The sequence below is a fragment of the Allohahella marinimesophila genome (genome assembly GCF_039538005.1).
GTDB lineage: Bacteria > Pseudomonadota > Gammaproteobacteria > Pseudomonadales > Oleiphilaceae > Allohahella > Allohahella marinimesophila.
On sequence record NZ_BAABBO010000007.1, the window covers coordinates 584,562 to 611,436 of the forward strand.

Sequence of the window (26,875 nt, forward strand, 5' to 3'; positions counted from 1 at the left end):
GCTAGCTTAGAACCCAGACCGGATCGAAGCAAGCCTCAGCCGCCGCGAAGGCGGCATACTTCACTTGGCAGCGGGCAAACTGGCATGTATGGCGCGTAGAACAGCGCCAGGATCTCGAGCCTGGGTGATTGGCCGGCCTATGACGAGGTAGTCACTGCCAGCAGCACGCGCCTCTTCCGGGCTCGCCACGCGCTTCTGATCATCCGGCTTTGATTGAACAGGTTGATCTGGCGCTGCCACGGGCCGGATGCCCGGCGTTATGGTCAGGCAACTGTCACCATAGGCGGCCTTCAGGCCGGCGACTTCGTGCACTGAACAGACCACGCCATCCAGCTCTGCCGCCATGGCCAATCCAGCAAGGCGCTTGGTGACATCTGCGATCGAAGGTCCGAAGCCGAGCTCGCCGAAAGCTTCTTCACTGAAGCTGGTGAGCACCGTCACCGCAATCAGCAGCGGCGGGTTCTCGAATTCGGCGAGTGCCTCGCGACTGGCACGCATCATTTCACTGCCGCCGGAAGCGTGCACATTTACCATCCAGACGCCCAGTCGGGCAGCTTCACGCACGGCCGCGGCGCAAGTATTGGGTATATCGTGGAACTTGAGATCGAGGAAGATATCGAAGCCGCGCTGACGCAGCTGCCCAATCAGGGCCGGGCCGCAGGCGGTGAACAATTCCTTGCCGATCTTCAGCCGACACAGCGAAGGGTCGAGATGTTGAATAAGGCTGGTCACGAGATCCCTATGGGGCGTATCGAGCGCCACGATGATCCGGGGTTCGGTACTGCTAGGTGCAAGACTCATCTCGCTGTGTTCCTTTTGAATTGAGGGATTTTACTCAGGTCCAGAGTAAAGGCTTCACGGCTGCCCACTGCCGACAGCTCGGGCACTGCCAGTGCAGCGTATGCCCTGCGAAACCACAGTTCTCGCAGCGGTAGGTCGGCTCCTGGTGGAGGATGTTCTCCATGACGCCCTTGACCACCCTGATCCATCGCTTCGGCTCCGGGTCAGCTACAGGGATCAGCAGCTCTATGAGCACCTTGAGGCCCGCCAGGCTGGGGAACTCGTCCAGCTTGCTTTGCAGATACTCAGTAGCCTCGCGGGTGCTCTCGAGCTGCGCGATCACTTCGGCGCTCTTGATCAGGACTTTTGAACTGGGTTGACGCTCCCAGACATAATCCAGAATCCTGCGAAATTTTTCCCGCTGATCCAGCTGGGTGCAGCACTCCTGTGCCAGATCGAGCGACTCGACGACGTAGCTCGCATCCTGATGTTCAATCTGCTTGAGTACATTCAACGCCGCCTGATAGTTGCTGGTCTCGACCTCGACGCGGGCCAGCAGCAGACTGGCGCGCGCACAGGTCTTGTCGATGGACAGCGCTTCCTTGGCGAGATCGCGGGCGTTGGTCCGTTTGGACCTGCGCAGCTCCGCTTCAGCGAGCTCACAGCAATATTGTGCCGCACGTCGATTGATGCGCTTGTTCTTGCGGCTTCCAAGGGTCAGCGCCTTTTCACGGGCTACCAGCCAGTCACGCTCGCGCTCATAGATTTCCAGCAGCCCAAGCAGGCTCCGCTCATGCCAGTCATCATCCTTTAACAGGCCTGTGAGCACTGACTCTGCGCGATCGTAGAGCCCTGCAGCCATATAGTCCTGCGAGAGTTCGAAGGTTACCTGAGAGGCCAGCTTGTCCTGAATGATGGACTCACCCAGTAACTTCTGGTGAATCAGTGTCGAGCGCTCCAGGTCGCCCTGCTTGCGATAATAATTGGCAATGGCTAAATACAGCGGCGCACTGCGCTCGGTGATTTCGAGCTGCTCGACGAAGGAGTCGACGGTAGGCGAATCGAAGGCTTCGAACAGATAGCTCAGCGCCAGAGGGTGCTCGCCTCCGCTGTCGGAACTACCTGAATGCTCTTCACTGAACGCCAGCCGCTGATGGTGACCGATGACCCAGCCAAGACCAACAGCAACCGCTATGAGCAACCAGAGCGCAAACATGTCCATAAGCTTACTGCCCCGGAAACCGTCGCTGTCTCAGGCTGTATGAGCCGAGGTCGGCTGCTCCATACGCGCCAGCGCCTGTTGACGCTCCTCTGCCAGACGACGCGCCTCAGCTTCCGAGCTCTTGTGGCGCTTGACGTCAGACCAGTGCGCCATTTTTTCCCTGAACAGACTGAGAGACATCACAATCATGCCGATAATGACGCCGCAAAACAGGGAGGCGAACATAATGACCGAAGCGTTGATGGGTGGCGTCTTGTAGACAATCAGATCGAGAGAAAGCGAATCAGTATTCGCCAGAAACAACATGATGCCAATAACAATGGCAGCTATGACGAGCAAGATTATTACGAGACGTTTCAGAATCAGCACTGCAGACACTCCTGGGACCATCGAGGTTTTACGCACGATGGTAACATAAGGTATTGCCAGCGGTAATCGATTCGGATCAATAACCTGCCTTCAGGCCTGCATTCACCTCATCCCGGAGCTCTTTACCCGGCTTGAAGTGTGGCACGTACTTTGAAGGTAGACTGACTGGCTCACCCGTCTTTGGATTACGGCCAGTTCGCGGCGCACGGAAGTGCAACGAAAAGCTACCGAAGCCACGAATTTCTATTCGTTGCCCCTGCGACAGCGTATTCGACATCAGCTCAATGATGGTTTTGACTGCAAGCTCTACATCCTTCACAGACAGCTGAGGCTGTTTGGAAGCAATAATTTCGACAAGTTCGGATTTGGTCATGGTTGCCCCGCTCTAAAACCATGAAAAAATTGTAGTCAAATACTGAAAAAAACACAAAAAAAACGGGCATATAGCCCGTTTTTTTGATATTTGCGGCTGCGCTGTTCCCAGCGCAGCTGTCAATCAGCTTTTCTGATCGAGCTGCTGCTGGATCAAATCACCAATTGTAGTCGGCCCCTGTGCTTCGGACTGACGGTCACGAACATCACGGATAGCCTGCTTCTCTTCGTCGACATCCTTCGACTTCACACTCAGGTTGATGACGCGATTCTTGCGGTCAACACTGATGATCTTCGCTTCGATGGCGTCGCCTTCGTTCAGCACGTTACGAGCATCTTCCACCTTGTCACGGCTGATCTCGCTAGCCTTGAGGATGGCTTCGACTTCGTCAGTCAGTGCAACAGTGGCGCCCTTCGCATCAACAGCAATGATCTTGCCGTTCACGATGGTGCCCTTGTCGTTCAGCTGAACGAACTCGGAGAATGGATCGCTCTCTAGCTGCTTGATACCGAGTGAGATACGCTCGCGCTCTGGATCAACAGAGAGGATGACTGTCTCCAGCTCATCGCCCTTCTTGTAGTTACGAACGGCTTCTTCGCCAGTTTCGTTCCACGAGATGTCCGAGAGGTGAACCAGACCATCAATACCGCCGTCGAGACCGATGAAGATACCGAAGTCAGTGATTGACTTGATCTTGCCGCTGATCTTGTCGCCCTTGTTGAACTGGCCTGAGAACTCTTCCCATGGGTTCGGATGACACTGCTTGATACCAAGGGAAATTCGACGACGCTCTTCATCAATGTCGAGAACCATGACCTGAACTTCATCACCAAGCTGAACGACCTTGCTCGGGTGGATGTTCTTGTTGGTCCAATCCATTTCTGAAACGTGAACCAGGCCTTCAACACCTTCTTCCAGCTCTGCGAAGCAACCGTAGTCAGTCAGGTTGGTCACCTTGGCAGTCACCTTGGTGCCCTCTGGGTAACGGCTCTTGATGTCGACCCATGGATCTTCACCAAGCTGCTTCAAACCGAGTGATACGCGATTGCGCTCACGGTCGAACTTGAGGACCTTGACGTTGATCTCGTCGCCAACATTGACGATCTCGGACGGATGCTTGATTCGACGCCATGCCATGTCAGTGATGTGCAGCAGGCCATCTACGCCGCCCAGGTCAACGAACGCACCGTAGTCAGTAAGGTTCTTGACGATACCCTTGACTTCCATGCCTTCCTGAAGCTGCTGAAGCAGTGCTTCACGCTCAGCGGAGTTCTCGGCTTCAAGTACGGCACGACGGGAAACGACAACGTTGTTGCGCTTCTGATCGAGCTTGATGACCTTGAATTCAAGTTCCTTGTTCTCGAGGTGAGCTGTGTCACGGATAGGACGCACATCCACGAGTGAACCGGGCAGGAACGCACGAATGCTGTTCACTTCAACGGTAAAGCCACCTTTGACCTTGCCATTGATGATGCCCTTGACGACAGCCTGATCTTCAAAGGCCTTGTCGAGTTCAGTCCAGGCTTCGGCACGCTTCGCTTTCTCTCGTGAAAGCCTTGTCTCACCAAATCCATCTTCGACAGCATCCAGTGCGACGTCGACCTGATCACCAATGGCCAGATGCAGTTCGCCGGCGTCGTTGTAAAACTGCTCAACGGGGATGATGCCTTCGGACTTCAGACCAGCATGTACGGTAACCCAGTCGGAGTCGATATCTACCACGGTTCCCTTGACGATGGAACCTGGCTTCATATCGATTTCTTTTAAGCTTTCCTCAAAAAGATCTGCGAAGCTTTCGCTCATTCTAATACCTGTAAGGTTGTGCGCCCTGCCAGCCGACGCGTCAGTTCAATGTATCAGCTGCTGCAATGCTGGCGCGCAACGACCGACTATGGTTTTTGGTTAAGTGTCTTTTCTACGATTTCAGCAACGTAATCAAGAACTTGAAGAGCGGGCAATTCACTGGTGTCGATGACAAGAGCGTCTTCGGCCGGTAGCAAAGGTGCTTCCGCCCGCTGGGTGTCCCGCTCATCACGCTTCTGTATCTCGCGTAAAAGGTGCGGCAGTCTAACAATTTCTCCCTGCTGCTTCAACTGCTGGTAGCGTCGCTGTGCACGAACTTCGGCCGACGCCGTCACGTAGAACTTGAACTGCGCATTCGGAAATACCACAGTTCCCATATCCCTGCCGTCAGCGACGAGACCCGGCGCCTCCTGAAAGGCGCGTTGCCGCTGCAGCAGCGCCAGCCGTACTTCAGGATACACGGCGATGGTGGATGCCATGGCGCCGCAAGCCTCGGTGCGGATTTCAGAGGTAATGTCCTGCTGCCCGAGAATCACTCGCAGCGGCTGCCCCTGGTCGCCAGCGAGGAATGAGACATCCAGGGTAGTGGCAATGTTTGCCACTGCGGCTGCATGGCCGAGATCTACGCCCTGCTTGCTCGCAGACAGGGCTGTAATACGATAGAGCGCGCCCGAGTCGAGAACCCGCCAGTTCAGGCGACGGGCCAGACTGACTGCCAGCGTGCCCTTCCCCGACCCCGAAGGTCCGTCGATCGTGACAACGGGAGCGGTCGGATTACCAACGGGCAGGTTGGAAGCCCGCTCGCTGGCTGCTTGCTGGTCAGGCGCCTGAATCATAACTCTGCATCCGTGATGTCGATCTGCATGCCGATGTTGGCCGCAATGCCCGGAAAGTCCGGAAACGAAGTCGCAACGTTGGCACATCGATGAATGGTAACCGGTCCGCCGGCCCGGATGGCGGCGACACTGAAAGCCATCGCAATGCGGTGATCGCCATGACTGTCCACTGAGCCTGACTGGAAAACCGGATCTGAAGTAGCACCTCGACCCTCGATTTCGATGCCATCAGACGTTACCTTACTGGCGAAGCCCAGCTCGAGCAGACCATCGGCCATCACCTGGATACGATCACTTTCCTTCACCCGCAGCTCTTCCGCACCAGTCAGCACTGTCTTGCCTTCAGCGCAGCAGGCAGCGATGAAGAGCACCGGGAATTCGTCGATAGCCAGCGGCACGAGTGCAGGCGGTATGTTGATGCCCTTGAGCCGCGAACTACGTACGCGGATGTCGGCCACCGGCTCGCCACCCACGGTCGCTTCATTGGAGACCTGGAGATCCGCGCCCATGAGCCGGAGGATCTCGATGATGCCGGTCCGGGTCGGGTTGACGCCGACATGCTTGAGGGTGACATCGGCATCGGCAGCGATAGAGGCAGCCACCATGAAGAACGCTGCTGACGAAATGTCGGCCGGGACATCAATGTGACAGGCTGTCAGCTTCTGTCCACCACGCAGCCTGCAAACCGGACCTTCGGTCAGAACTTCGCAACCAAAGCCGCGCAGCATCCGCTCGGTATGGTCCCGGATTGGTGCGGGTTCATGCACTGATGTTTCACCGTCTGCATAGAGACCGGCCAGCAGAACGGCTGATTTGACCTGCGCGCTGGCGACAGGCAAATCGTAGTGGATTGCGTTAATGGGACGTTTACCGCTGATCTTCAGTGGCGGTCGGCCATCGTTCTCGCTCTCTACCAGGGCGTTCATTTCTCCCAGGGGGTCGATGACGCGCTTCATCGGGCGCTTGGACAGCGATTCGTCGCCAGTCAACACACTATCGAACTGCTGGGCAGCCAAAAGTCCGGATAGCAGGCGCATCGAAGTCCCGGAATTGCCGAGATACAAAGGGCCAGGGGCAGCCTTGAGGCCGTGCAAGCCGACGCCGTGGACTTTTACCGAGCCGGCTTCCGGACCTTCGATCACGACGCCCATATCGCGGAATGCCTGAATGGTGGCGAGCGCATCCTCACCTTCCAGAAAGCCTTCGACTGTAGTGAGGCCCTCGGCGAGTGCGCCAAGCATGATGGAGCGATGCGAGATCGACTTGTCGCCAGGTACCCGGATGGCACCGCTCAGCTGTGTTGCCGGACCGGCAACGAATTTCAGTTCTCTACTTGTCATTTTCTGCCTGTAAGGTTTGTTGGCCAGCATGGTGCCGAAATGGTCTCTGGCAGCCTTGGCTCGTGTGAATACACCGAGCAATTGTTCACTGTCACCCGATTCGATCGCAGTCCTCAGACGCTGCAGATCCTTGCTGAACAGTTCGAGACTTTCCAGTACCGCTGTCTTGTTCTCGAGAAAAATGTCGTGCCACATTACCGGATCGCTACCCGCTATGCGGGTAAAATCGCGGAAACCGCCTGCGGCATAGCGGAAAATATCCAGGCTATCGTCCTGAACGGCCAGCGTATCGACCAGCGAAAATGCAATGAGATGCGGCAAATGACTGGTACTCGCCAGCACACGATCATGATGCTCGACCGTCATCTCCAGCACATCAGCGCCGAGAAGGGTCCACAGCGCTGAAATCTGGGCCACAGCGTCGACATCGGTATTCTCGAGCGGCGTGAGAATTACCTTGTGGTTGACGAACAGGTCTGCACGCCCCGCAAATACACCGCTCTTCTCCGAACCGGCTATCGGATGGCCGAGCACGACACTTGCCGGCATTCCGCCGAGCGCTGCTTCAAAACAGGCCCGCACTGAAGCCTTGACACTACCGACGTCGCTCACAATCTTGCCCGCGAAGGGCTGCTCACCAAGCTCAATACAGGCCCGCAATACCTGGCCCATAGCCTTCACCGGGACAGCAAGCATAATGATGTCTGCCTCCTGCACCAGCTCTGGCACAGAAGGCGCACAACGCTCGACCAGGCCGAGTTCGACTGCCTGAGCCCGTGCCTGCGGATCAGCATCGAAACCAATGATACTGCCGAAGCGCGAGGCGCCGCGGAAACCAGCGGCCCCAAGGCAAACCGAGCCGCCAATCAGACCGAGGCCGACGACACCAAGCGTCAGCTTGCGCCAGTCCTGAGAACTTCTGCCAGTCACGAAATCAGGCCTGCGACTTCAGAATGTCGCCAAGCACACTGAGAAAGCGCTCGTTTTCGCTGTCCAGGCCAACGCTGACCCTGAGGTATTCAGGCATATCGTAACCAGCCAGCGGTCGAACGATAACGCCTTCACGGAGCAGCGCGTCATAAATGGCGCCCGCCTTCGGGCCAGCATGAAAAGTCACGAAATTCGCCTCGGTCGGCAAGCATGCCAGGTCAAGCGTCTTGAGTCCCGCCTGCAGTTGCTTGAGCCCAAGCGCGTTGAGCTCAACCACATCCCGCACATAGTTTGGGTCGTCGAGCACTGCCAGGGCGGTGGCCAGGGCCACGCTGTTGACGTTAAAGGGCTGACGAACCCGGTTGAGAATTTCGGCGACCTGTGGGCTGGACACGGAATAGCCCAGTCGCAATCCAGCCATGCCAAATGCTTTGGAGAACGTTCGCGTAACGACCAGGTTGGGAAACCGGGTCAGCAGCCCGATACCTGACTGATGGCCTGCAAATTCGAAATAGGCCTCATCGAGCACGACCAGGCAGTGCAGCGGCGCCATCTCCATGAAATGGAGGAAGTCATCATCGCTGAAACCAGTGCCCGTAGGATTATTAGGATTCGCGAGATAGATCAGCCGGGTATGCGGCGTGATGGCTTCCTGAATCGCCATAAGATCGTGGGCATAGTCCCTGGCAGGCACTACGACGGCCGTGGCGCCCACGGTGGCAGCTGCGATCGGATACACCGCGAAGGCATATTGCGAAAACAGGACCTCACGGCCAGGGCCGGCAAAGGCCTGGGCCAGTATCAACAGTACATCGTTGGAGCCGTTACCCAGCGTGATCATGTCTGGCGTGACGCCCAGCCTGTCCGCAAGCTTGCGCTTGAGGTCGAATCCGCTGCCGTCCGGATAGCGCATGATGTCACGCAGGGCTGCGGCTGACCGCTCCCAGACAGCATCCGACAATCTCAGGGGCGTCTCGTTGCTCGCAAGCTTGATGATCTTTTCCAGACCCAGCTCTCGCCTGAGCGTTTCCTCCGGCTTGCCGGGCACGTAGGGCTGAAGCTGTTGAATGGCTTCATTGACCAGTTCGTTCGGATCGAATTGCATACCAATTCCTGTCTTGTCAGAGCACGCCGTTTGGATAGCTGCCGATGAATTTGAATGTACTGGTCAGTGTCTTCAGTGCCTCGAACAACTGCTTCACCCTCTCCTCACCAAAGTGGCCAGGAAAATCGATCACGAAGAACTGCTCACCAGCCGGTTCACTGCTCTCCACGAGCGCACTGCTGCCCTGCTTCGCTTCAAGGCGAAGTATCGAAATACCCAAGGCATCGAAAGGCGCCAGCAAGTGATAGAGACCACCCGGCTTATCGGCGATACCAGCAATGACGCTACTGCGATCGTCACCACTCGCAGGCACGGCGCCACGCCCGATAACGATGAAGCGCTGCGACTTGGCTGCTGCTTTCGCCTGTGCAGCGCCTCTCTGCGGATCAGGCTCGTCGGCTCTCGCAGTGAGAAATTTCACTTCACCGCAGATCTGCACGTCATGCTGCAGGAACAGACTGACATAATTTTCAGTAATCGCTTCCGCGCTGGCCGTGAGTGATAAATCAAGGCCGGCTAGCAGGCTACCGAAAGGCAGCACCGCATAATCAATGTTGCCCGATTCGACATCAGCGAACAGTGAAGCGGCTACCGTTCGCTGACCAGGCACGATGGACTGACCGAAGTGCTTGAGCGCTGCCAGATGAGCAAGGCTACCGGGGTACCCCAGCGCTTCGACTCTCAAAGGCTTTTCCAGCGCCAGGCAGGCTGACATGACCTCCCGAAACAGCCTGGCAACATCGGCGTCAGGCAAGGGGCCTGCATTCTGCTTCATGATGTTGCGCAGGACCTGAGCCTCGCGTTCCGGACGGTAGAAGCTTACCGAGCCCTGAGACTGTTCATCGAGCGTGCTCGATTTGACTGCAGCGACCTGGGCAGCCAATGCCGCTCTCTGATTGATGAGCGTCAGTAGTTGCAGATCAACCTCATCGATCTGCTGACGCAGGCTGTCGAGCCCCGGAAGTGGCGCCGCCATTCAGCTCTCTGCAAACTTGGTCAGAACATCGATCAGGGCGTCGACGCCGGCTTCAGGCATGGCATTGTATAGACTTGCCCGCATGCCCCCTACTGAACGATGACCCTTCAGATTGAGCAGCCCATGCTCTTCAGCGAACTTGAGAAAAGCGGCATTTCGCGACTCATCCTTCAATACGAAAGGGACATTCATCCACGAGCGGGCTTCAGGGTGAATCGGGTTGTGATAGACATCACTCGCGTCAAGGTAGTTATAGAGTCGCGCTGACTTGCGGCTGTTCACTTCGCCCATCGCCGTCAGACCACCCGCTTCGATCAGCCAGTCAAAAATCAGCCAGGCCAGATACCAGCCAAAAGTCGGCGGAGTATTGAGCATTGAGTCGTTCTCGTCGAAAAGACGATAATTCATCGTGGGCGGCAAGGCGGAATGCGGTGTCGCGTCCAGAAGATCACGTCGAACGATCACGAGCGTCAGACCCGCCGGGCCAATGTTTTTCTGCGCACCGGCGTAAATCAGGGCGAACTTCGACACGTCAATCGGGCGGGACAGGATCGTTGACGACATGTCAGCTATCAGCGGAATGTCACCGACATCCGGAATATGTGGAAATTCAACGCCACCAATCGTTTCATTCGGCGTGTAATGAACGTAGGCAAGCTTTTCATCCAGAGCCCAGGATTCGGGCAAACGGGTATAGTTCGAGTCCTTTGAACTCGCGACTAAGCGAGCATCGACGTATCGACCGGCTTCATCCAGCGCCTTTCGCGACCAGATGCCCGTGTCTACATAGCCGGCCTGCTTGCCCTCGCAAAGTCCAAAGAAATTCATCGGGACACCCGAGAACTGCTGAGTCGCCCCGCCCTGCATGAAGAGAACAGCATAATCGTCGGGGATAGACATGAGCTGGCGAAGGCTCTGCTCGGCCTTTTTGGCCACTGCGGTGAACTCGGGACTACGATGGCTGATCTCCATGATCGAGACGCCCATCTTTTGCCAGTCGAGCAACTCCGCCTGCGCCTTGCTGAGAACTGCAGTCGGCAGTGTCGCCGGACCGCTACAGAAGTTATAAGTCTGACTACGCATCGTCATGCGCTCCTTCGCCACTCGAATCTTCGTCTCCAGCATCTTCACTGCTGGCCGGTGCATCCCCGTCAACCTGATCGTCTGCGGCCGCTGCGGCCGCATGTTCGGTAGCCGCTTCCACATCTGGATCATCGGCGTCGATAATATCGGCATCGATGGCTTCCGACAGCGCTTCCTCGATTTCTGCGATGGCTTCGATTTCCTTGAGCTGCTCACCTGAAGTCAGGCGGATCAGGGTCACGCCCTGAGTATTTCGACTCACGATGGATACGCCGCTAGCGGGGGTCCGAACGAGCGTACCCTGATCGGTAATCAGCATGAGCTGAGCATTCTCATCGACCTGTATGGCACCGATAAGATCACCATTGCGCTCGGAACACTGCATTCCGATAACGCCCTGACCGCCTCGTCCGTAAACCGGAAAGTCCGTGACAGGGGTGCGTTTGCCGTAACCATTTCGACTGGCGGTCAGCACGAAGTGGTCGTCCTGCGGGATTATCAGGCCGACGACGACAGCATTGTTCAATAGTCTGATACCGCGAACACCACGCGCCGTTCGACCCATGGGTCGCACATCGCCTTCCTTGAAACGGATGACCTTGCCTGAACTGCTGAACAGCATGACGTCCTGCTCGCCGTCTGTAATGGCTGCACCGATAAGGGTATCACCATCATCCAAAGCCAATGCAATCAGACCATTAGAGCGAGGTCTTGAGAAGTTTTCGAGGCTCGTTTTCTTGATGGTACCCTGCCGCGTCGCCAGCACTACATAGTGGTCTGCGGTGTATTCACGCACGGGCAGCATTGTCGTGACCCGCTCATTTTCGCCAAGTGGCAGCAAGTTCACGATGGGGCGGCCTTTCGCTGTCCGGCTGGCCTGTGGGATTTCGTAGGTCTTCAACCAGTACAGCTTGCCCATATTGGTGAAGCACAGGATGGTGCTATGCGAGTGCGCCACGAGCAGCTTTTCAATGAAGTCTTCATCCTTCATCGAAGTGGCCGCCTTGCCACGTCCGCCACGACGCTGCGCTTCATAAGCTGCCAGAGGCTGGGTCTTCGCATAGCCACTGTGAGATAGCGTCACCACCATGTTTTCTTCTGGAATCAGGTCTTCGATATTGATGTCTGCGCTGCTGGCAGTAATTTCGGTCCGACGCTCATCACCGTACTCATCACGAACAGCTTCAAGTTCCTCACGAATGACTTCCATCAGGCGTTCGGGGTTGTGCAGCACTTCAAGCAACTCGCCGATCAGATTGATCAGCTCCTGATACTCATCGAAAATCTTGCCGGTTTCGAGGCCAGTCAACTTTTGCAGACGCAGGTCGAGAATCGACTGAGCCTGGATTTCGGACAGGTAGTACTTGCCATCGACGAAGCCGAGGTGATCTGGCAATGTCTCGGGGCGACAGGCATCTGAGCCCGCACGCTCGAGCATCGCCGACACAGTTCCAGGCTCCCAGCCACGCTCGACCAGTTTTTGCTTGGCCTCTGCGCCACTGGGCGAGGCCTTGATCAGCGCAATCACTTCATCAATATTCGCGAGGGCAACCGCCTGGCCTTCCAGGATATGGCCTCGCTCACGCGCTTTACGCAAGTCGTAGATCGTGCGGCGGGTGACGACTTCCCGACGATGCCGAACAAAGACTTCTATACAGTCTTTCAGGTTCAGCAACTTCGGCTCGTTATTGACCAGCGCCACCATGTTTATGCCGAAGACCACCTGCATCTGTGTCTGTGCATACAGATGGTTGAGCATGACATCGGTATTCTCGCCACGACGCAGCTCGATGATCACCCGCATGCCTTCCTTGTTCGACTCGTCACGCAGCGCAGTGATGCCTTCGAGCTTCTTTTCTTTCACCAGCTCGGCAATCTTTTCGACCAGACGTGCCTTGTTGACCTGGTAAGGCAGTTCGGTGACGACAATGGTTTCCTTATCGGTGCGCTCGTCGACTTCGATTTCGTGCTTTGAACGGATATAGATGCGGCCACGACCGGTATGGTAAGCCTCATAAATACCGCCGCGACCGTTGATGCTCGCAGCAGTCGGGAAATCGGGGCCAGGAATATGCTCGATCAGTTCGTCAATCGTGATCTGATCATTGTCGATATAGGCCAGGCAGCCGGAGACGACTTCTCGCAGGTTGTGCGGCGGGATATTTGTCGCCATGCCGACGGCAATTCCTGAACTGCCGTTGACCAGCAGGTTCGGCACGCGGGACGGCAGGACCACGGGAATCTGCTCCGAGCCGTCGTAGTTCGGTGCGAAATCGACCGTCTCCTTCTCGAGATCCGCCAGCAGCTCATGAGCGATTTTCGCCATGCGGATTTCGGTATATCGCATGGCTGCCGCGTTATCGCCGTCGACCGAACCAAAGTTGCCCTGCCCGTCTACCAGGGTGTAGCGCAGGGAAAAAGGCTGGGCCATGCGAACGATGGTGTCGTACACCGCAGAGTCACCGTGGGGGTGATACTTACCGATAACATCACCGACGACACGTGCCGACTTCTTATAGGATGAGTTCCAGTTGTTCTTGAGTTCACTCATCGCGAACAGCACGCGACGGTGAACAGGCTTGAGCCCATCCTTGGCATCTGGAAGCGCCCGACCGATGATGACGCTCATGGCGTAATCGAGGTAGGACTGCTTCAGCTCGTCTTCAATATTGACGGGAAGTATTTCTCTGGCAAGTTCAGCCATGATTGTTATGGAATCCCAGTTTGTGAGTACGAATGAAAGGCAGAAGGGCCGCGGCGATCTGCGCCGGCCGACAGTGAAAGCCGCCGTCTTTTTAGCCGGCCAATACTAGCACAAAGCCGGTATCGATCGTAGGCTCATCAATGCCCTCAGTGATGGAACACAATGGTCTTGTTTTCGTGGATAATTACCCGCTCTTCGAGGTGATAGCGAAGGCCCCTGGCCAGCACCGCTTTTTCAACGTCCCTGCCGAGTCGAACCAGGTCAGCGATAGTATGGCTGTGGCTAACCCGGATGACGTCCTGATCGATGATCGGGCCTTCATCAAGCAGGTCCGTCACATAGTGACAGGTGGCACCGATGAGCTTTACACCGCGCTGGTAGGCCTGATGATAAGGCTTTGCGCCTGCAAAAGATGGCAGAAAGCTGTGATGAATATTGATGACCCTGCCCTCGAAGGCCTGACACAGCTCAGGCGGCAGGATCTGCATGTACCTGGCTAGTACGGTCACGTCGGGCTGAAGTTCGGCCATCAAGTCATTCAGCTTGGCAAAATCAGCCTGTTTCGTTTCCTTTCGCACCGGAAGATAGTGGAAAGGAATGTCATACCACTCGACCATGCGCCTGAGATCTTCGTGGTTGGAACAGACGCCGATGATTTCGGCCGGCAATTCGCCGTCATGCGCCCTGTGCAAGAGATCTGCAAGACAGTGCGACTCCTTGCTCGCCATCAGCATCACACGCTTGGGCACGCCGGAGTCTTCGACACGCCACTGCATGTCGAACTCATTGGCAATGGGCTGAAACGCCTGGACAAAGCCTTTTATATCAAACGGTAAGGAGCTTGCCTTAATCTCGTTTCTCATGAAGAACCAGCCAATCGAGGGGTCCGAATGGTGGCTCGCTTCGGTAATCCAACCATTGTAGTTGGCGAGAAAATTACTGACCTTGGCCACAAGCCCGACCCGGTCAGGACAAGCGATAACCAGACGAAACACCCGATCGTCGGCGGCGCTGGCAAAGGTATTGGTGACCGTCATGCTCAGCGAACCTCGATAACTTGTTCTTCGATACGTCGCTTCCACTCGGCGGGACCCAGGATATGGGCCGACTGCCCTTCAGAATCCACTGCAACAGTCACCGGCATATCCTTGATTTCAAACTCGTATATCGCTTCCATCCCAAGCTCCGGGAAAGCCACGACCTCAGCGCCACTAATCGCCTTCGAGACGAGATAAGCCGCGCCACCGACCGCCATCAGGTACACCGCCTTGTGCTTGCGGATGGACTCGATGGCCAGCGGGCCGCGCTCGGCCTTGCCGATCATGCCGATCAAGCCGGTTTCGGACAGCATCTGCTCGGTGAACTTATCCATACGCGTGGCTGTAGTTGGACCGGCAGGCCCAACCACCTCGTCGCGCACCGGATCGACTGGACCGACGTAATAAATGAAGCGACCCTTGAGGTCGACAGGCAGCTTTTCGCCCCTGGACAGCATATCGGTCATTTTCTTGTGCGCAGCATCGCGTCCCGTCAGCATCTTGCCCGACAGCAGTACCGTCTCACCGACCTTCCATTCACGGATATCTTCGGCGGTGACAGTATTGAGGTTGGCGCGTCGCACGTCGGAGCCGACGTCCCAGGTAATAGCCGGCCAGTCATCAAGATTTGGCGGTGTCTGCAGTGCAGGACCTGAGCCATCGAGCGTGAAATGCGCATGACGCGTAGCTGCGCAATTTGGTATGAGGGCAACCGGCTTGTTGGCAGCGTGAGTCGGGTAATCCATCACCTTCACATCCAGCACAGTGGTGAGACCACCAAGCCCCTGCGCACCGATCCCGAGCCTGTTGACCTTGTCGAAAAGCTCGAGGCGCAACTCTTCGGCACGATTACTGGCGCCGCGTGCCTGAAGCTGCTGGATATCGATTGATTCGAAGAGTGATTCCTTCGCCAGTTGCATGGCCTTTTCAGCGGTACCGCCGATGCCAATGCCGAGCATCCCGGGCGGACACCAGCCAGCGCCCATCTTCGGCACCTGTTCCAGCACCCAGTCGACGATGGAGTCGGAGGGGTTCAGCATCGCAAACTTGGACTTGGCTTCGGACCCACCACCTTTTGCAGCCACCTTGACGTCTACTGTGTTGCCTGAGACGAGACGGGTGTGAATCACGGCCGGCGTGTTGTCCTTGGTGTTTCTTCGAGCGCCATCGGGATCAGCCAGAATGGAGGCGCGCAGTATATTGTCTGGCTGCATGTAGGCACGCCGCACACCTTCGTTGATCATGTCTTCGAGTGGCAACTCAGCGTCCCACTGCACGTCCATGCCGACTTCGACGATAACGGTGACGATTCCGGTATCCTGGCAGATTGGACGGCGACCCTCGGCGCACATACGCGAGTTGATCAGGATCTGCGCGAGCGAATCCTTGGCGGCCTTCGACTCTTCACGCTCATAAGCGGCGTGAACAGCTTCGATGAAATCCTTGGGATGGTAGTAGGAGATGAACTGCAGTGCGTCCTGCACACTATCTATCAGATCCGCCTGGCGAATGATGGTCGGCATTAACTGTCTCCGGAGAAAGCAAGCCGCGTATTCTAGACCAATCCAGGACTTTAGTTAAACTGCATTTAACGCGAGGCAGATCGTGAACCAGGCTTGGCAGACCGCTGAGCCTACGCAAATTGTCATCAACTTAACAAATGTGGAACTCGCTGACGCTAGTGTTTGGCATCACGTCAGAAATTAGCCTATGCTCAGATGACATTCGTGCCAAGCGCACCGTTGTATTTCAGTACTTTGCTCAGGTGCTTTCAAAAGTGCCAATAACACTAATAAAAGGACAGGTTGACCGTATGCTGAAACGTACCTTATTAAGCCTCGCAATTGGCTCCACAGTTTTCCTCGCCGGCTGCGGTGACAACGGTGACAGCAGAAACGCTGGCGCGATTAGCCCGAAAGGCGGCCCTTTCATCGAAGAATCTGAAGGCCGTTCGTATCCCCTCTTCAACCCTGCAAGATCTCTGGTACCTGTTCCAAGTGACATCCAGCTCGACCAGGTGGCTGGTGATGGCACCTTCGGCGACGCGCCTGCTGGTTCTACCAACCCTGTGCAGATTGCCCTGGGCAAGATGAGCGGCGCCTCTCTTATCGCGCCTATCGACATCGCCTTCGAAGGCGGCATCAATGAGGACTCGGTCAGTGCCAATCTTCTGGTACCTGCCGGCGGTAGCCTGGCACCCAACCCGGGCCAGAACGTATTTCTGATCGAGCTCGCCTATCCAAGCGGCGACCCGATTCAGGGGCTGAGTGCTCAAGAGACACCGACCATACCTTTCGCTGCCCTGTTACAGGCGGCTGGGTCTAACTCCAACGCAGCTGCTGCCGTGCAGGCTGAAGCAGTAACGCCGTCTTACGTGGCAAAAGTGCTTGACCTCGAAGGCACTACTGTTCTGCGTATTCAGCCAACCAAGCCACTGAAGCCCAAGACCCGTTATCTCGTGGTCGTGACTGACTCGATCCTGGACGAGGATGGACAGCCAATCGTGCAGGATCCGGCCTATCGCAACATTACTGATCCAACGCAGGAGCTGCCAAGTGCTGCGCTCGCAGGCGTCCGGACTATTGTCAATGGCTTCTGGGAACAGGTTGGCGGCGCCTATCTGGCCGGTGCCACCAATGGCACGCGCTCGGCGCTTGGACTGCCACTGCTTAGCGCAGACAATATTGCTATCAGCTTTTCGTTCACCACGACAGCTGATGAAAAAGTCACCGAGTACCTGGCCAATCCTGGGGAATGGTTCGTCGATCAGCTGACCACGTCGGTCCGTCTGACTGCTTCCATGCAGGTCGGCTCTACACAGACTGATGTAAATGGCGACGGTGCGGTAGATTATTTCGACCGCACCTTGGCGGCAAATGCGGCGATTGAAGACATCACTGCGAGTGATATCAGTCCGGCGTTAGCCACGACGTGCACAGGAACTGGTCCTGCTGTACTGAGTTGCATCGGAGCCACTTTAGCCGCAGCACCGCCAAACCTGGGCGGCTTCCGCGGCGTGATCGAAGCGATTGCACCGCGTCCTGTCGTGGCCTCTACCGCTCCGGCAACGCCTGTCGCTCTGACTTCCGCGCCAATAGGTCAGTTATTGCAAACTTCCGCGGCTGCGCCCGGTTATGTCGACCGCACGCCAGTCATTTCTCAGGGCACCATTACCCTGCCTTACTTCCTCGGAATTCCTGAAGCCGGCAGTGACGGTAGTGTCATCCAATCCTCGATCTTTGTGGCTGACGGCACGCTCGCCAGTGCCATGAACTCTGCGCTTGGTCTGCCGCTGCCTCAGGGCGCTACTGCCGAAAGAGCTGCGAAGTCGGATGCAGTCAATTACCTGTTCCCATTCCCGAAAAAGCAGGGGGATCTGGAGACGCCTTATATTGCCATCTATCCGTTTGACAGAAGTGTGTGCCCAGCCCAGCTGCCAGTCGTCATTTATCAGCACGGTATTACTGCTGACAGAAGCGCAGGCATGGCTATTGGTTCTCTGCTCGCGGACAAGTGTTTTGCAACGCTGGCTATCGACCTTCCACTTCACGGCGTAGCGCCCTACTCCACAGCGAAGCAGCGCGATCTGGCGATCACCTTGCTGGCTGGAGGCGGACTGATCGCTGATGCCACTGCGCTCACCCCTACAGAGGAGGCCACTGTCGACGCTGCCATTGCTGGTGTTCTGACTTTCAATACCGTCAAGGCCGGCTTAGGTCAGGACTTCGGTAGAGAGGCTACGGAAGCAGAGGTCAACGGCACTATTGCCACCGTTCTCGGCGGTGGCACTTCTACGAACGCTCAACTCAATGCTGCCATCCCACAGCTGACCAGCGTTGAACGAACCCTCGCCAACGCTGGCAGCGTAGTCCCCGGGCTGGCACCGTACACGGTCGATGATGTCCGTAAGGAACGCCACTTCGAGTTCACGTCAAATGCCAGTGCTCAGGCGATTCCAATGAACTACAATCCTGATGCGGCCGTGGGATCATCGGGCAGCCTCTATATCAATCCAACGGGCTTCGTGAATGAACGTGACAAGAATCGTCAGGCCACTATCGATCTCCTCAACATGCGCGCATCGTTGACCAATTTCGAGACAGCGACTGGTCTGGCGCTGGATGAATCCAATGTGTTCTTCGTTGGCCACTCCCTGGGCACGGTTGCTGGAACAGTGTTTACTGCTGTGGCCAACAGTGTACCGCCGCTGCCTGGCACGCCAGCGCAGCCAGGTGGTTTCCCACTGGATATCAAGGCCACTGCACTGCTGACACCTGCCTCTGGTCTGGCAAGAATGATCGAGAACTCTCCATCGTTCGCGCCACCAATCGTTGGTGGATTGGCAGCTGCAGGCGTGGCACAGGGCTCGCTCAACTTCGAGACTTTCCTGCGTGTCCTGCAGGCGTCTCAGGATCCAACCGACCCAGTCAACTTTGCTGACAACCTGAAGAAAGGGCCGACCTTTGCTCAAATAGCGGCTGCCAGTGCTGCCGCTGCCAGCGCGACCAACCCGCTCTATGACACGAACTCGAACTTCCAGACCTCCGCTGAGGATGTCACGGTGCTCGACGTTGAACTGACCGGACGGGCTGACGCAAACGGTAACGCACAGGTCGGCACCGAGTTCATCAGTGATCAGACCACGCCGATTGAAACTGCGGTCACTCAGTTGACGACACAGTTCGGCACTGCCTTGCCTGACCTGCTGTCAGGCAACAGCAAGTTTGCTGCGCTCATGGGTGCTCAGAACGTGTTGACCAGTGCGAGCACTGCCAACCACATGATCTCAAGGATTGATCGTGGCTCACATTCGATGTTCGTCCTCCCGCGCACACCGGCGCAGAATCAGGGCTTTGGTGCAGGCGTTACCTCAACCATCGCCTTGTTCTCAGAGTTTGCCTTCGCGCAGGCAGGCGCGGTCGGTGCCACGCTGACGCCGGCAGTTCAGGTCTCCGAGGAAGAGTTCCAGAGCGAGCCACGCAACGGTCGTCAGCTGAATCCCTAAGCTGCGCTACCCCGCAAGCCGGTAGCAATACCGGCAGGCACAAAAAAGCCCGCATCTGCGGGCTTTTCTTCGTCTGGAGAAAAATTACTGGTTGCTGCGACCCTTATCCGCCGCAATCCTCAGACGAAGCGCATTCAGCTTGATGAAGCCCTCAGCGTCATACTGGTTGTAGATACCACCATCATCTTCGAAGGTCGCGATGCGATCGTCAAACAGGCTATCTGTTTCTGAACGACGGCCAGTCACCGTAACGTTGCCCTTGTACAGCTTCACGCGAACCTCACCGTTGACGTGCTTCTGCGTTTCGTCGATCAACTTCTGCAGGGCGACGCGCTCCGGTGACCACCAGTAGCCGTTGTAAATCATCTCGGCATACTTCGGCATGATGCTGTCTTTCAGGTGAGCCACTTCCTTGTCCAGGGTGATCGATTCAATAGCGCGGTGCGCCCGCATCATGATCGTGCCGCCTGGGGTTTCGTAGCAACCACGTGACTTCATGCCGATGTATCGGTTCTCGACGATATCGAGCCGGCCTACACCGTGCTGGCCGCCGATGCGGTTCAACTCTGCAACGACCTTATGTGGTTCGAGCGCCTTACCGTCGATAGCAACGATATCGCCTTCCTTATAGGTCAGGGTGATGGACTCAGCGGTATCAGGAGCATTTTCCGGTGACACGGTCCAGCGCCACATCTCTTCCTCAGGCTCGGCCCATGGATCTTCCAGTATGCCGCCCTCATATGAGATGTGCAGCAGGTTGGCGTCCATAGAGTACGGCGACTTGCCCTTCTTCTTTTCGACGAGGATGTTGTGCTCGTCGCAATAGGCCAGCAGCTTTTCCCGGCTGTTGAGATCCCATTCACGCCATGGCGCGATAACCTGTACACCTGGCTTGAGCGCATATGCGCCGAGTTCAAAGCGGATCTGATCATTACCCTTGCCTGTGGCACCATGCGAAATGGCGTCTGCGCCGGTTTCATTGGCAATTTCAACCAGGCGACGGGCAATCAGTGGACGGGCAATAGAGGTGCCGAGCAGATATTCGCCTTCGTAGATGGCGTTGGCGCGGAACATGGGATAGATGAAGTCGCGGGCGAACTCAGCCTGCAGGTCGTCGATGTAGATTTCCTTGATGCCAAGTGCTTCGGCCTTGGTGCGCGCAGGCGCCACTTCTTCACCCTGACCGATATCGGCCGTGAAGGTCACGACCTCGCAGTCGTACTCTGTTTGCAGCCATTTGGCGATAACGGAGGTGTCGAGACCGCCTGAGTAGGCCAGCACGACCTTGTTGACTTTCTTGACTGGTGGAGTGGCTTCTTCTTCATAGCGTTGTTCTGTCATACGCGGTCTTCACCTCCTCGATGCATGGCCTGGGGAAACAGTTGAAGCGCGTAGTGTATAGTTTTTTCAGAAGTCTTGAAAATCGTCAGCAATCGCCGGTTTGGCTGTCGCTGGTCGAGCGGCAGCTGTCGTGTTCTCGAGGCGATCATTTTCCTGTTCAAAATCATCGATATTGCCGGGCTGATCACCACGATCCAGGCGTACGGTGGTTCGCCTGTTGCGGGCCTTGTTCGGTTTGTTGTCGTTCTTTGCCACAGGATAGCGTTCGCCGTGATAGCGGGTATTGATCTTTTCATTCGGCAGTCCGAGCTGCTCGAGATAGGCCGTGACCGCCTCTGCCCGGTCTTTGGAGAGCCGTCTGTTAGAGATCCGGCGACCCGAGCCATCGGCATGACCATCGACATATACGGCCGTCACACTGGGGTCCGCCAGGGCATAGTCCACTGCTCGCTTGAGCGCAGCCTTGCCTTTTTCGGACAGCACAGACTCGTTGACATCGAAGTACACAGCCGTCTTTTCGACCTGGCGGAAGTTGTTGGGCAGCAGCCCTGCCACGCACTCATTGTACTGATCGTACCAGTTGGCAAACTGAACACTGTTTACTTCTACCCGCACGCTCTCATCATTGTATTTGGCTCTGCGAGTAAAGGTCGGCTGCATACCTTTGAGCAGCGAGTCCATCAGCTGGCTCGACAGCGAAAGATTCAGCGTCACCGGGCGCTTCGCGTCCTTTACCGGTACATATCCAAGATCACGAACACCTGATCCCGGCCGCCAGCTGGGTGCCTCGATGACCAGGGCGGCTTCACCTGCGCGCATGGGATTGCGATCGGCGTCCAGATAGAATTGTAGATCCTCACCGGCTTCGTGATAGAACACGGCGCGGCCAAAACGTGGTATCGGATGCGTCAGTGCACACTCGAAGATGGAGCTGGCGAGATACCACTGGCTCCGCTCCATACCGGAGGTATAGGTGGTTGTGGCGGACACTGTCGAAGCCGACAGCCAAATGAGGCCGACCATGGCGGCAAAGCCAGGACGAAAGAAGCGGCCCAGCCGGAAAACTCTTGCCACGGCAAACCATGTGTTCTGATATGATGCGATATCAATCATTCCTGCAAACTGCCTTTTCGACTCTATTCATATATGACAGATCTCATCCGCATACGCCGTCCAGATGACTGGCACCTGCATCTCCGGGATGGCCCTGCACTCGCTGATACCGTGGCCGCTACGGCCGCACAGTTCCACCGCGCCATCGTCATGCCCAACCTGGTACCGCCTGTGACCACCGGTGATCAGGCTGATGCCTACAAGGCCCGAATCATGGCAGCAGCTCAGGCTGCGCCGGGTTCTCCTGCAGACTCAGCAAGAAGCGCGCCAGCGTCACTATTCACGCCATTGATGACGCTTTACCTCACAGACACGAGTCAGCCTGAACTCGTTCGGGCTGCATTCGAGAGCGGTCAAGCCGTCGCCTGCAAGCTCTACCCTGCGGGCGCCACCACGAACTCGGACTCGGGCGTGACCGGACTGGAGCGCATTGCAGACGTCCTCGCTGTGATGCAGGACATCGGCATGCCCTTGCTCATTCACGGTGAAGTTACTGATGCGAACATCGATATATTCGATCGTGAACAGGTCTTCATCGAGCGGACTCTGCGACCGCTATGTCAGCGCTATCCTCAGCTGAGGGTGGTGCTCGAACATATCACCACTTCAGATGCGGTCGACTTCGTCAGATCGGCGGGCCCTCATGTGGCCGCCACCATCACTGCGCATCATCTGCACTGTAACCGCAACCACATGCTGGCTGGCGGTATACGACCGCATTACTTTTGCCTGCCTATTCTGAAGCGCAGCTCGCATCAGATGGCACTCAGGGAAGCCGCCACCTCGGGTAGTCCCAAATTCTTTCTCGGGACCGATTCAGCCCCCCATGCAGTTGGTGCCAAAGAGTCGGCCTGCGGTTGCGCGGGCTGCTATACCGCGCCGCTGGCCATGCAACTCTATGCCACCGTATTCGACGAAATGAATGCACTGGACAGGCTCGAAGGCTTTGCCAGTCGCTTTGGCGCCGACTTCTACGGTCTGCCGGTGAATGAAGACTTCATCACACTGCAACGCAGGCCCTGGACCATTCCTGATGCCATGGCGCTCGGCGCCGCCGAGATCCGTCCCCTTCTCGCCGGGCAGACGCTTGAGTGGACCTTCGAAACAGACTCTATGGAAGATAGTAATGAGTGAGACCAGACACAAGGAGCGCAGCCCGCTGGCACGACGCTTCAGAGGCTTTCTGCCCGTCGTTATCGATGTGGAGTGTGGTGGTTTCAACAAGGATACCGATGCGCTGCTGGAAATTGCCGCAGCCATTATCGACATGGACGACGATGGTCAGATCTATACCGAGCAGACGCTGCAGTTCAATATCGAGCCATTTCCTGGCAGCAACCTTGACCCTGCTGCCCTCGCCTTTACAGGCATCGATCCACACAATCCGCTGCGCAATGCGGTGTCTGAAGACGAAGCGCTGAAAGCGCTGTTTTCGCCGATCCGCAAGGCCGTCAAGCGGCATGGCTGTAACCGCGCCATCATGGTCGCGCATAATGCGACTTTCGATCACGGTTTTCTCTTTGCCGCTGCCGAGCGCGTCGGCAACAAGCGTAATCCATTCCATCCGTTTTCGACTTTCGATACCGTGACACTCGCGGGTCTGGCCTACGGCCACACGGTGTTGGCCAAGGCCTGCCAGCTTGGCGGCATTCCCTTCGAAAGCAGCGAGGCGCATTCGGCCCTGTACGATACCGAGAAGACGGCAGAACTGTTCTGCGGTATCGTCAACCGCTGGAAAGCGATGGGCGGCTGGCAGGAAGACTTCCTCTAGCGCCTGGTCCAGCCTTTAATACGTCCCGCGATTGATCAGACACAAAAAACCCGGCAAATGCCGGGTTTTTCTTTTGACACGACAAGCTTTTTTACAGCGCTTCGGCATTCTCTGTCAGGTAGGATGCAACGCCTTCCGGTGATGCATTCATACCCTTATCGCCTTTCTTCCAGTTGGCTGGGCAGACTTCGCCGTTCTCTTCGTGGAATTCGATCGCATCAAAAATACGCAGAATCTCTTCCATGTTTCGGCCAATCGGCAGGTCGTTGATGATCTGCGAACGCACGATGCCATTCTTGTCAATCATGAAGGCGCCGCGGAAGGCGACGCCGCCTGACGACTCAACATCATAAGCCTTGCAGATATCATGATTCATATCGGCGGCCATGGTGTACTTTACTTCACCGATACCACCTTTATCGATAGCCGTCTTGCGCCAGGCGTTGTGAGTAAAATGCGAATCGATAGAGACTGAAATGACTTCGATGCCGCGCTCCTTGAACTGCGCCATGCGCTTGTCCAGCGCGATCAGCTCGGAGGGGCAGACGAAGGTAAAATCCAGAGGATAGAAGAAGATCAGGGCGTACTTGCCCTTGGTCGCTTCCGACAATTTGAAATTATCGACGATTTCACCGTTGCCAAGTACGGCTGGCACGTCAAAGTCAGGGGCTGGTTTTCCAACGAGTACGCTCATAATTATTCCTTTTGAGTGGGTGTGGAGAACGCCTGTGAGTACGCACGACAGCGCGCCTTCTCTCACAGGTGGGTGCAAAGTAGAGTGACATGCGGTAGTGACGGTCATGTTGCGACGGCCGCTACCGCAGACTGGTTTACCAGTGAATGCCGCGCATCAAAGCTGCGAAGGCCACCTGCTCGGTAGAGACCTTTGGCTTCTGATCGGTCTGACCAGTCGCTGCAGCAGAATCCGGGAACATTCTGAAGCCAGTGTTCATGATGATCTCGCCGAACTTGGGCATGACCGCATGAATGACCTGAGCGGTGACACCAAGACGGGTCGCGATACGCTTTGGCTTGTAGATGATGGCATCAGCCACGAGCTGCCCGGCTTCGGCAGTCGACAATGTCGGTACCGAGTCGTAGATCTTGGTCGGGCTGATCATCGGCGTACGCACCAATGGCATGTTGATGGTCGTGAACTTGATGTTCTGGTCGCTGAACTCGGAAGCTGCACAGCGCGAGAAGGCATCCAGCGCAGCCTTCGACGACACGTAAGCCGAGAAGCGCGGCGCGTTGGTCAGTACACCAATGGAAGAAATATTGATGATGTGACCGTTGCGGCGCTCGAGCATGCCAGGCATGAAGCCCATGATCAGTCGCAGTGAGCCGAAGTAGTTCAGCTGCATGGTGCGCTCGAAATCGTGGAAGCGATCGAAGGCGAACTGGATCGAACGACGGATCGAACGACCGGCGTTGTTGATCAGTATATCGACATGGCCGTGATCCTTGAGCACTTCAGCGACGAAGCGATCACACTCGCTCATATCGGCAGCATCCAGCTGGTAGGCGTGGATATTGCCGCCACGCTTCTCGAGCTGCGCCTTTGTGGCATCCAGGTTTTCCTTGGTGCGCGCGGCTATGACAACGACTGCACCAGCGTCAGCGAGCAGTTCAGCGGTCGCCAGGCCGATGCCCGATGTTGCGCCAGTCACGACACAGACCTTGCCCTTTACTGCACCCATCAAAGTACGGTCCTTGAACAGGTCGGGGTCGAGATTACGCTCCCAGTAATCCCAGATGGCCGGGGCATAGCTTTCGAGTCTCGGCACTTCGATACCAGAGCCTTTCAGTACACGCTCGGTTTCGCGGCTGTCGAACTTGGTTGGGTAGTTGATGAACTCCATGACGCTCGATGGAATACCGAGGTCGTTCAGCACCGCATTCTTCATGCGCTGTATCGGTGGCAGCTTCTTCACGCCCTGGCGGATGATCGGCGGTATGAAGCCGAACATGCGGCTGTCGATACGCATAGCCATTGTCGGCGCATGGCCGGCCTTGGCAAAGATATTCAACACTTCGCCAGCCTTGTTGGGATCTGGATCGGTGAGGTGGAAACACTTGCCGTCTTCACCTTTGGCGTGGGCGATGTAATCGAGTGCATCGACCACGAAGTCGACGGGCACGATGTTCAGACGGCCGCCTTCGATGCCAATCGTAGGCACCCATTGCGGCAGGAAGTTGCGCACTTTCTGAATCAGTCTGAAGAGATAATAGGGGCCATCGATCTTGTCGATTTCACCTGTCTTCGAATGACCGACCACCATACCCGGACGGTAGATTCTGAACGGCACGTCACACTCTTCACGGACGACCTTTTCGGACTCGTGCTTCGTGCGCATGTAAGGGTTTTCAAGCTTTTCGGCTTCCTTGAACATGTCTTCGCGGAAGATGCCGCGGTACAGTCCCGCTACCGCGATGGAGCTGATGTGGTGAAAACAGCCTGCCGTCACGGCTTCAGCGAAGTTGACGGCATTTCGCGTGCCGTCGACATTTGCTGCTTCCTGGGTCTCTGCATCAGCCATCATGTCGTAGACAGCGGCGAGGTGGAACACGTGATCGATCTTGCCAGTGAGACTGGCGAGGTCCTTCTTGGCGACACCAAGGTTCTTCTTGGTGAGGTCACCCTTTATGGCAATGAGATTCTTGTCTGTTGCATTCCATCGCTCACGAAGTTGTTTGACCTTATCCATCGAACCGGAACGGGTCAGCACATACACTGTGCCGCCCCGCGCCAATAACTTCGGCACTAGAAAGCTGCCGATGAATCCGGTACCGCCGGTCAAAAAGTAATTCATGATATGTTTCCTTCTTATGATAGCTCTGAGCAGTTCGGGCAAAAAAGCGGAGCAGAAAGTATGGCAGAGAACTTGCGCTGCCGCGCCTACTCATATTGATTAAGATGTATTAAAACATAATTAGTTTTGCCGCTGATATACTCCGGCGCAGCCATGCCGGTATTTTCCGTAAGGTTCGCTTCGCAACTCTCCAGACAACAAGGTAGCTGCTTCACATCATGCCTAAATTTGCAAAATCCTCTCCGGCCCTTCGTCCCCGGGCCAAGACTTTTAG

20 protein-coding genes are annotated in these 26,875 nt (G+C 56.3%); 3 read left to right on the top strand and 17 right to left on the bottom strand.

What is annotated here, in order from left to right; translation table 11 throughout:
- Positions 1 to 60: 60 nt before the first annotated feature.
- The 13 genes from pyrF to ABD735_RS08225 form a co-directional block, all read right to left on the bottom strand.
- A complete protein-coding gene (gene pyrF, locus ABD735_RS08165; protein WP_344805185.1) occupies positions 61 to 801 on the bottom strand; it encodes an orotidine-5'-phosphate decarboxylase in 741 nt (246 codons plus the stop codon).
- 34 nt (positions 802 to 835) lie between these two features.
- The gene (locus tag ABD735_RS08170) at positions 836 to 2,002 is read right to left on the bottom strand and encodes a tetratricopeptide repeat protein (RefSeq protein ID WP_344805187.1); all 1,167 of its coding nucleotides are present in this window, start codon (positions 2,000 to 2,002) and stop codon (positions 836 to 838) included.
- A gap of 30 nt (positions 2,003 to 2,032) precedes the next feature.
- Entirely contained in the window at positions 2,033 to 2,371 is a 339-nt protein-coding gene (locus tag ABD735_RS08175; protein ID WP_344805189.1) for a hypothetical protein, read from the bottom strand.
- Between the two features lie 76 nt (positions 2,372 to 2,447).
- Positions 2,448 to 2,744, bottom strand: coding sequence for an integration host factor subunit beta (locus ABD735_RS08180; protein WP_344805191.1), 297 nt, complete (start codon positions 2,742 to 2,744; stop codon positions 2,448 to 2,450).
- 123 nt (positions 2,745 to 2,867) lie between these two features.
- Complete coding sequence (gene rpsA, locus ABD735_RS08185; RefSeq protein ID WP_344805193.1) at positions 2,868 to 4,547, bottom strand: 30S ribosomal protein S1; 1,680 nt, start codon at positions 4,545 to 4,547, stop codon at positions 2,868 to 2,870.
- An 86-nt stretch (positions 4,548 to 4,633) separates the two neighbouring features.
- A complete protein-coding gene (gene cmk / locus ABD735_RS08190; RefSeq protein WP_344805195.1) occupies positions 4,634 to 5,383 on the bottom strand; it encodes a (d)CMP kinase in 750 nt (249 codons plus the stop codon).
- On the bottom strand, positions 5,380 to 7,653 hold the full coding sequence (locus tag ABD735_RS08195; protein ID WP_344805197.1) for a bifunctional prephenate dehydrogenase/3-phosphoshikimate 1-carboxyvinyltransferase: 2,274 nt from the start codon (positions 7,651 to 7,653) through the stop codon (positions 5,380 to 5,382). The genes cmk and ABD735_RS08195 overlap by 4 nt, the downstream gene beginning before the upstream one ends.
- A 4-nt stretch (positions 7,654 to 7,657) precedes the next feature.
- A complete protein-coding gene (gene hisC / locus ABD735_RS08200) occupies positions 7,658 to 8,758 on the bottom strand; it encodes a histidinol-phosphate transaminase (RefSeq protein ID WP_344805199.1) in 1,101 nt (366 codons plus the stop codon).
- A 16-nt stretch (positions 8,759 to 8,774) separates the two neighbouring features.
- Positions 8,775 to 9,734 carry a chorismate mutase gene (gene pheA, locus ABD735_RS08205; RefSeq protein WP_344805201.1) on the bottom strand — a complete coding sequence of 320 codons (960 nt, stop codon included), beginning with the start codon at positions 9,732 to 9,734 and terminating at the stop codon, positions 8,775 to 8,777.
- On the bottom strand, positions 9,735 to 10,859 hold the full coding sequence (gene serC / locus ABD735_RS08210) for a 3-phosphoserine/phosphohydroxythreonine transaminase (protein WP_344805203.1): 1,125 nt from the start codon (positions 10,857 to 10,859) through the stop codon (positions 9,735 to 9,737). It abuts the gene before it with no gap.
- A complete protein-coding gene (gene gyrA, locus ABD735_RS08215; protein ID WP_344805205.1) occupies positions 10,810 to 13,521 on the bottom strand; it encodes a DNA gyrase subunit A in 2,712 nt (903 codons plus the stop codon). Before gyrA ends, serC begins: the two co-directional genes overlap by 50 nt.
- Positions 13,522 to 13,667: 146 nt before the next feature.
- Entirely contained in the window at positions 13,668 to 14,558 is an 891-nt protein-coding gene (gene purU, locus ABD735_RS08220; RefSeq protein ID WP_344805207.1) for a formyltetrahydrofolate deformylase, read from the bottom strand.
- Positions 14,559 to 14,560: 2 nt separating this feature from the next.
- The gene (locus tag ABD735_RS08225) at positions 14,561 to 16,081 is read right to left on the bottom strand and encodes a fumarate hydratase (RefSeq protein ID WP_344805209.1); all 1,521 of its coding nucleotides are present in this window, start codon (positions 16,079 to 16,081) and stop codon (positions 14,561 to 14,563) included.
- A 290-nt stretch (positions 16,082 to 16,371) separates the two neighbouring features.
- Here ABD735_RS08225 and ABD735_RS08230 point away from each other — a divergent pair, with 290 nt between their 5' ends.
- Positions 16,372 to 19,563 (top strand): hypothetical protein, encoded by a 3,192-nt coding sequence (locus ABD735_RS08230; RefSeq protein WP_344805211.1) that lies wholly within the window; start codon positions 16,372 to 16,374, stop codon positions 19,561 to 19,563.
- A gap of 84 nt (positions 19,564 to 19,647) precedes the next feature.
- Here ABD735_RS08230 and ABD735_RS08235 read toward each other — a convergent pair whose 3' ends face one another.
- Both ABD735_RS08235 and ABD735_RS08240 read right to left on the bottom strand, forming a co-directional pair.
- Entirely contained in the window at positions 19,648 to 20,904 is a 1,257-nt protein-coding gene (locus tag ABD735_RS08235) for an argininosuccinate synthase (protein WP_344805213.1), read from the bottom strand.
- Positions 20,905 to 20,970: 66 nt separating this feature from the next.
- Positions 20,971 to 22,017 (bottom strand): flagellar protein MotY, encoded by a 1,047-nt coding sequence (locus ABD735_RS08240; protein ID WP_344805215.1) that lies wholly within the window; start codon positions 22,015 to 22,017, stop codon positions 20,971 to 20,973.
- A gap of 33 nt (positions 22,018 to 22,050) precedes the next feature.
- Here ABD735_RS08240 and pyrC point away from each other — a divergent pair, with 33 nt between their 5' ends.
- Positions 22,051 to 23,151 carry a dihydroorotase gene (gene pyrC / locus ABD735_RS08245; protein WP_344805217.1) on the top strand — a complete coding sequence of 367 codons (1,101 nt, stop codon included), beginning with the start codon at positions 22,051 to 22,053 and terminating at the stop codon, positions 23,149 to 23,151.
- Positions 23,144 to 23,788, top strand: a complete 645-nt coding sequence (gene rnt / locus ABD735_RS08250) for a ribonuclease T (RefSeq protein WP_344805219.1) — start codon at positions 23,144 to 23,146, stop codon at positions 23,786 to 23,788. The genes pyrC and rnt overlap by 8 nt, the downstream gene beginning before the upstream one ends.
- 91 nt (positions 23,789 to 23,879) lie before the next feature.
- Here rnt and ABD735_RS08255 read toward each other — a convergent pair whose 3' ends face one another.
- Both ABD735_RS08255 and ABD735_RS08260 read right to left on the bottom strand, forming a co-directional pair.
- Complete coding sequence (locus ABD735_RS08255) at positions 23,880 to 24,482, bottom strand: peroxiredoxin (protein ID WP_344805221.1); 603 nt, start codon at positions 24,480 to 24,482, stop codon at positions 23,880 to 23,882.
- Positions 24,483 to 24,618: 136 nt separating this feature from the next.
- Complete coding sequence (locus ABD735_RS08260) at positions 24,619 to 26,601, bottom strand: SDR family oxidoreductase (RefSeq protein WP_344805223.1); 1,983 nt, start codon at positions 26,599 to 26,601, stop codon at positions 24,619 to 24,621.
- Positions 26,602 to 26,875: the final 274 nt, after the last annotated feature.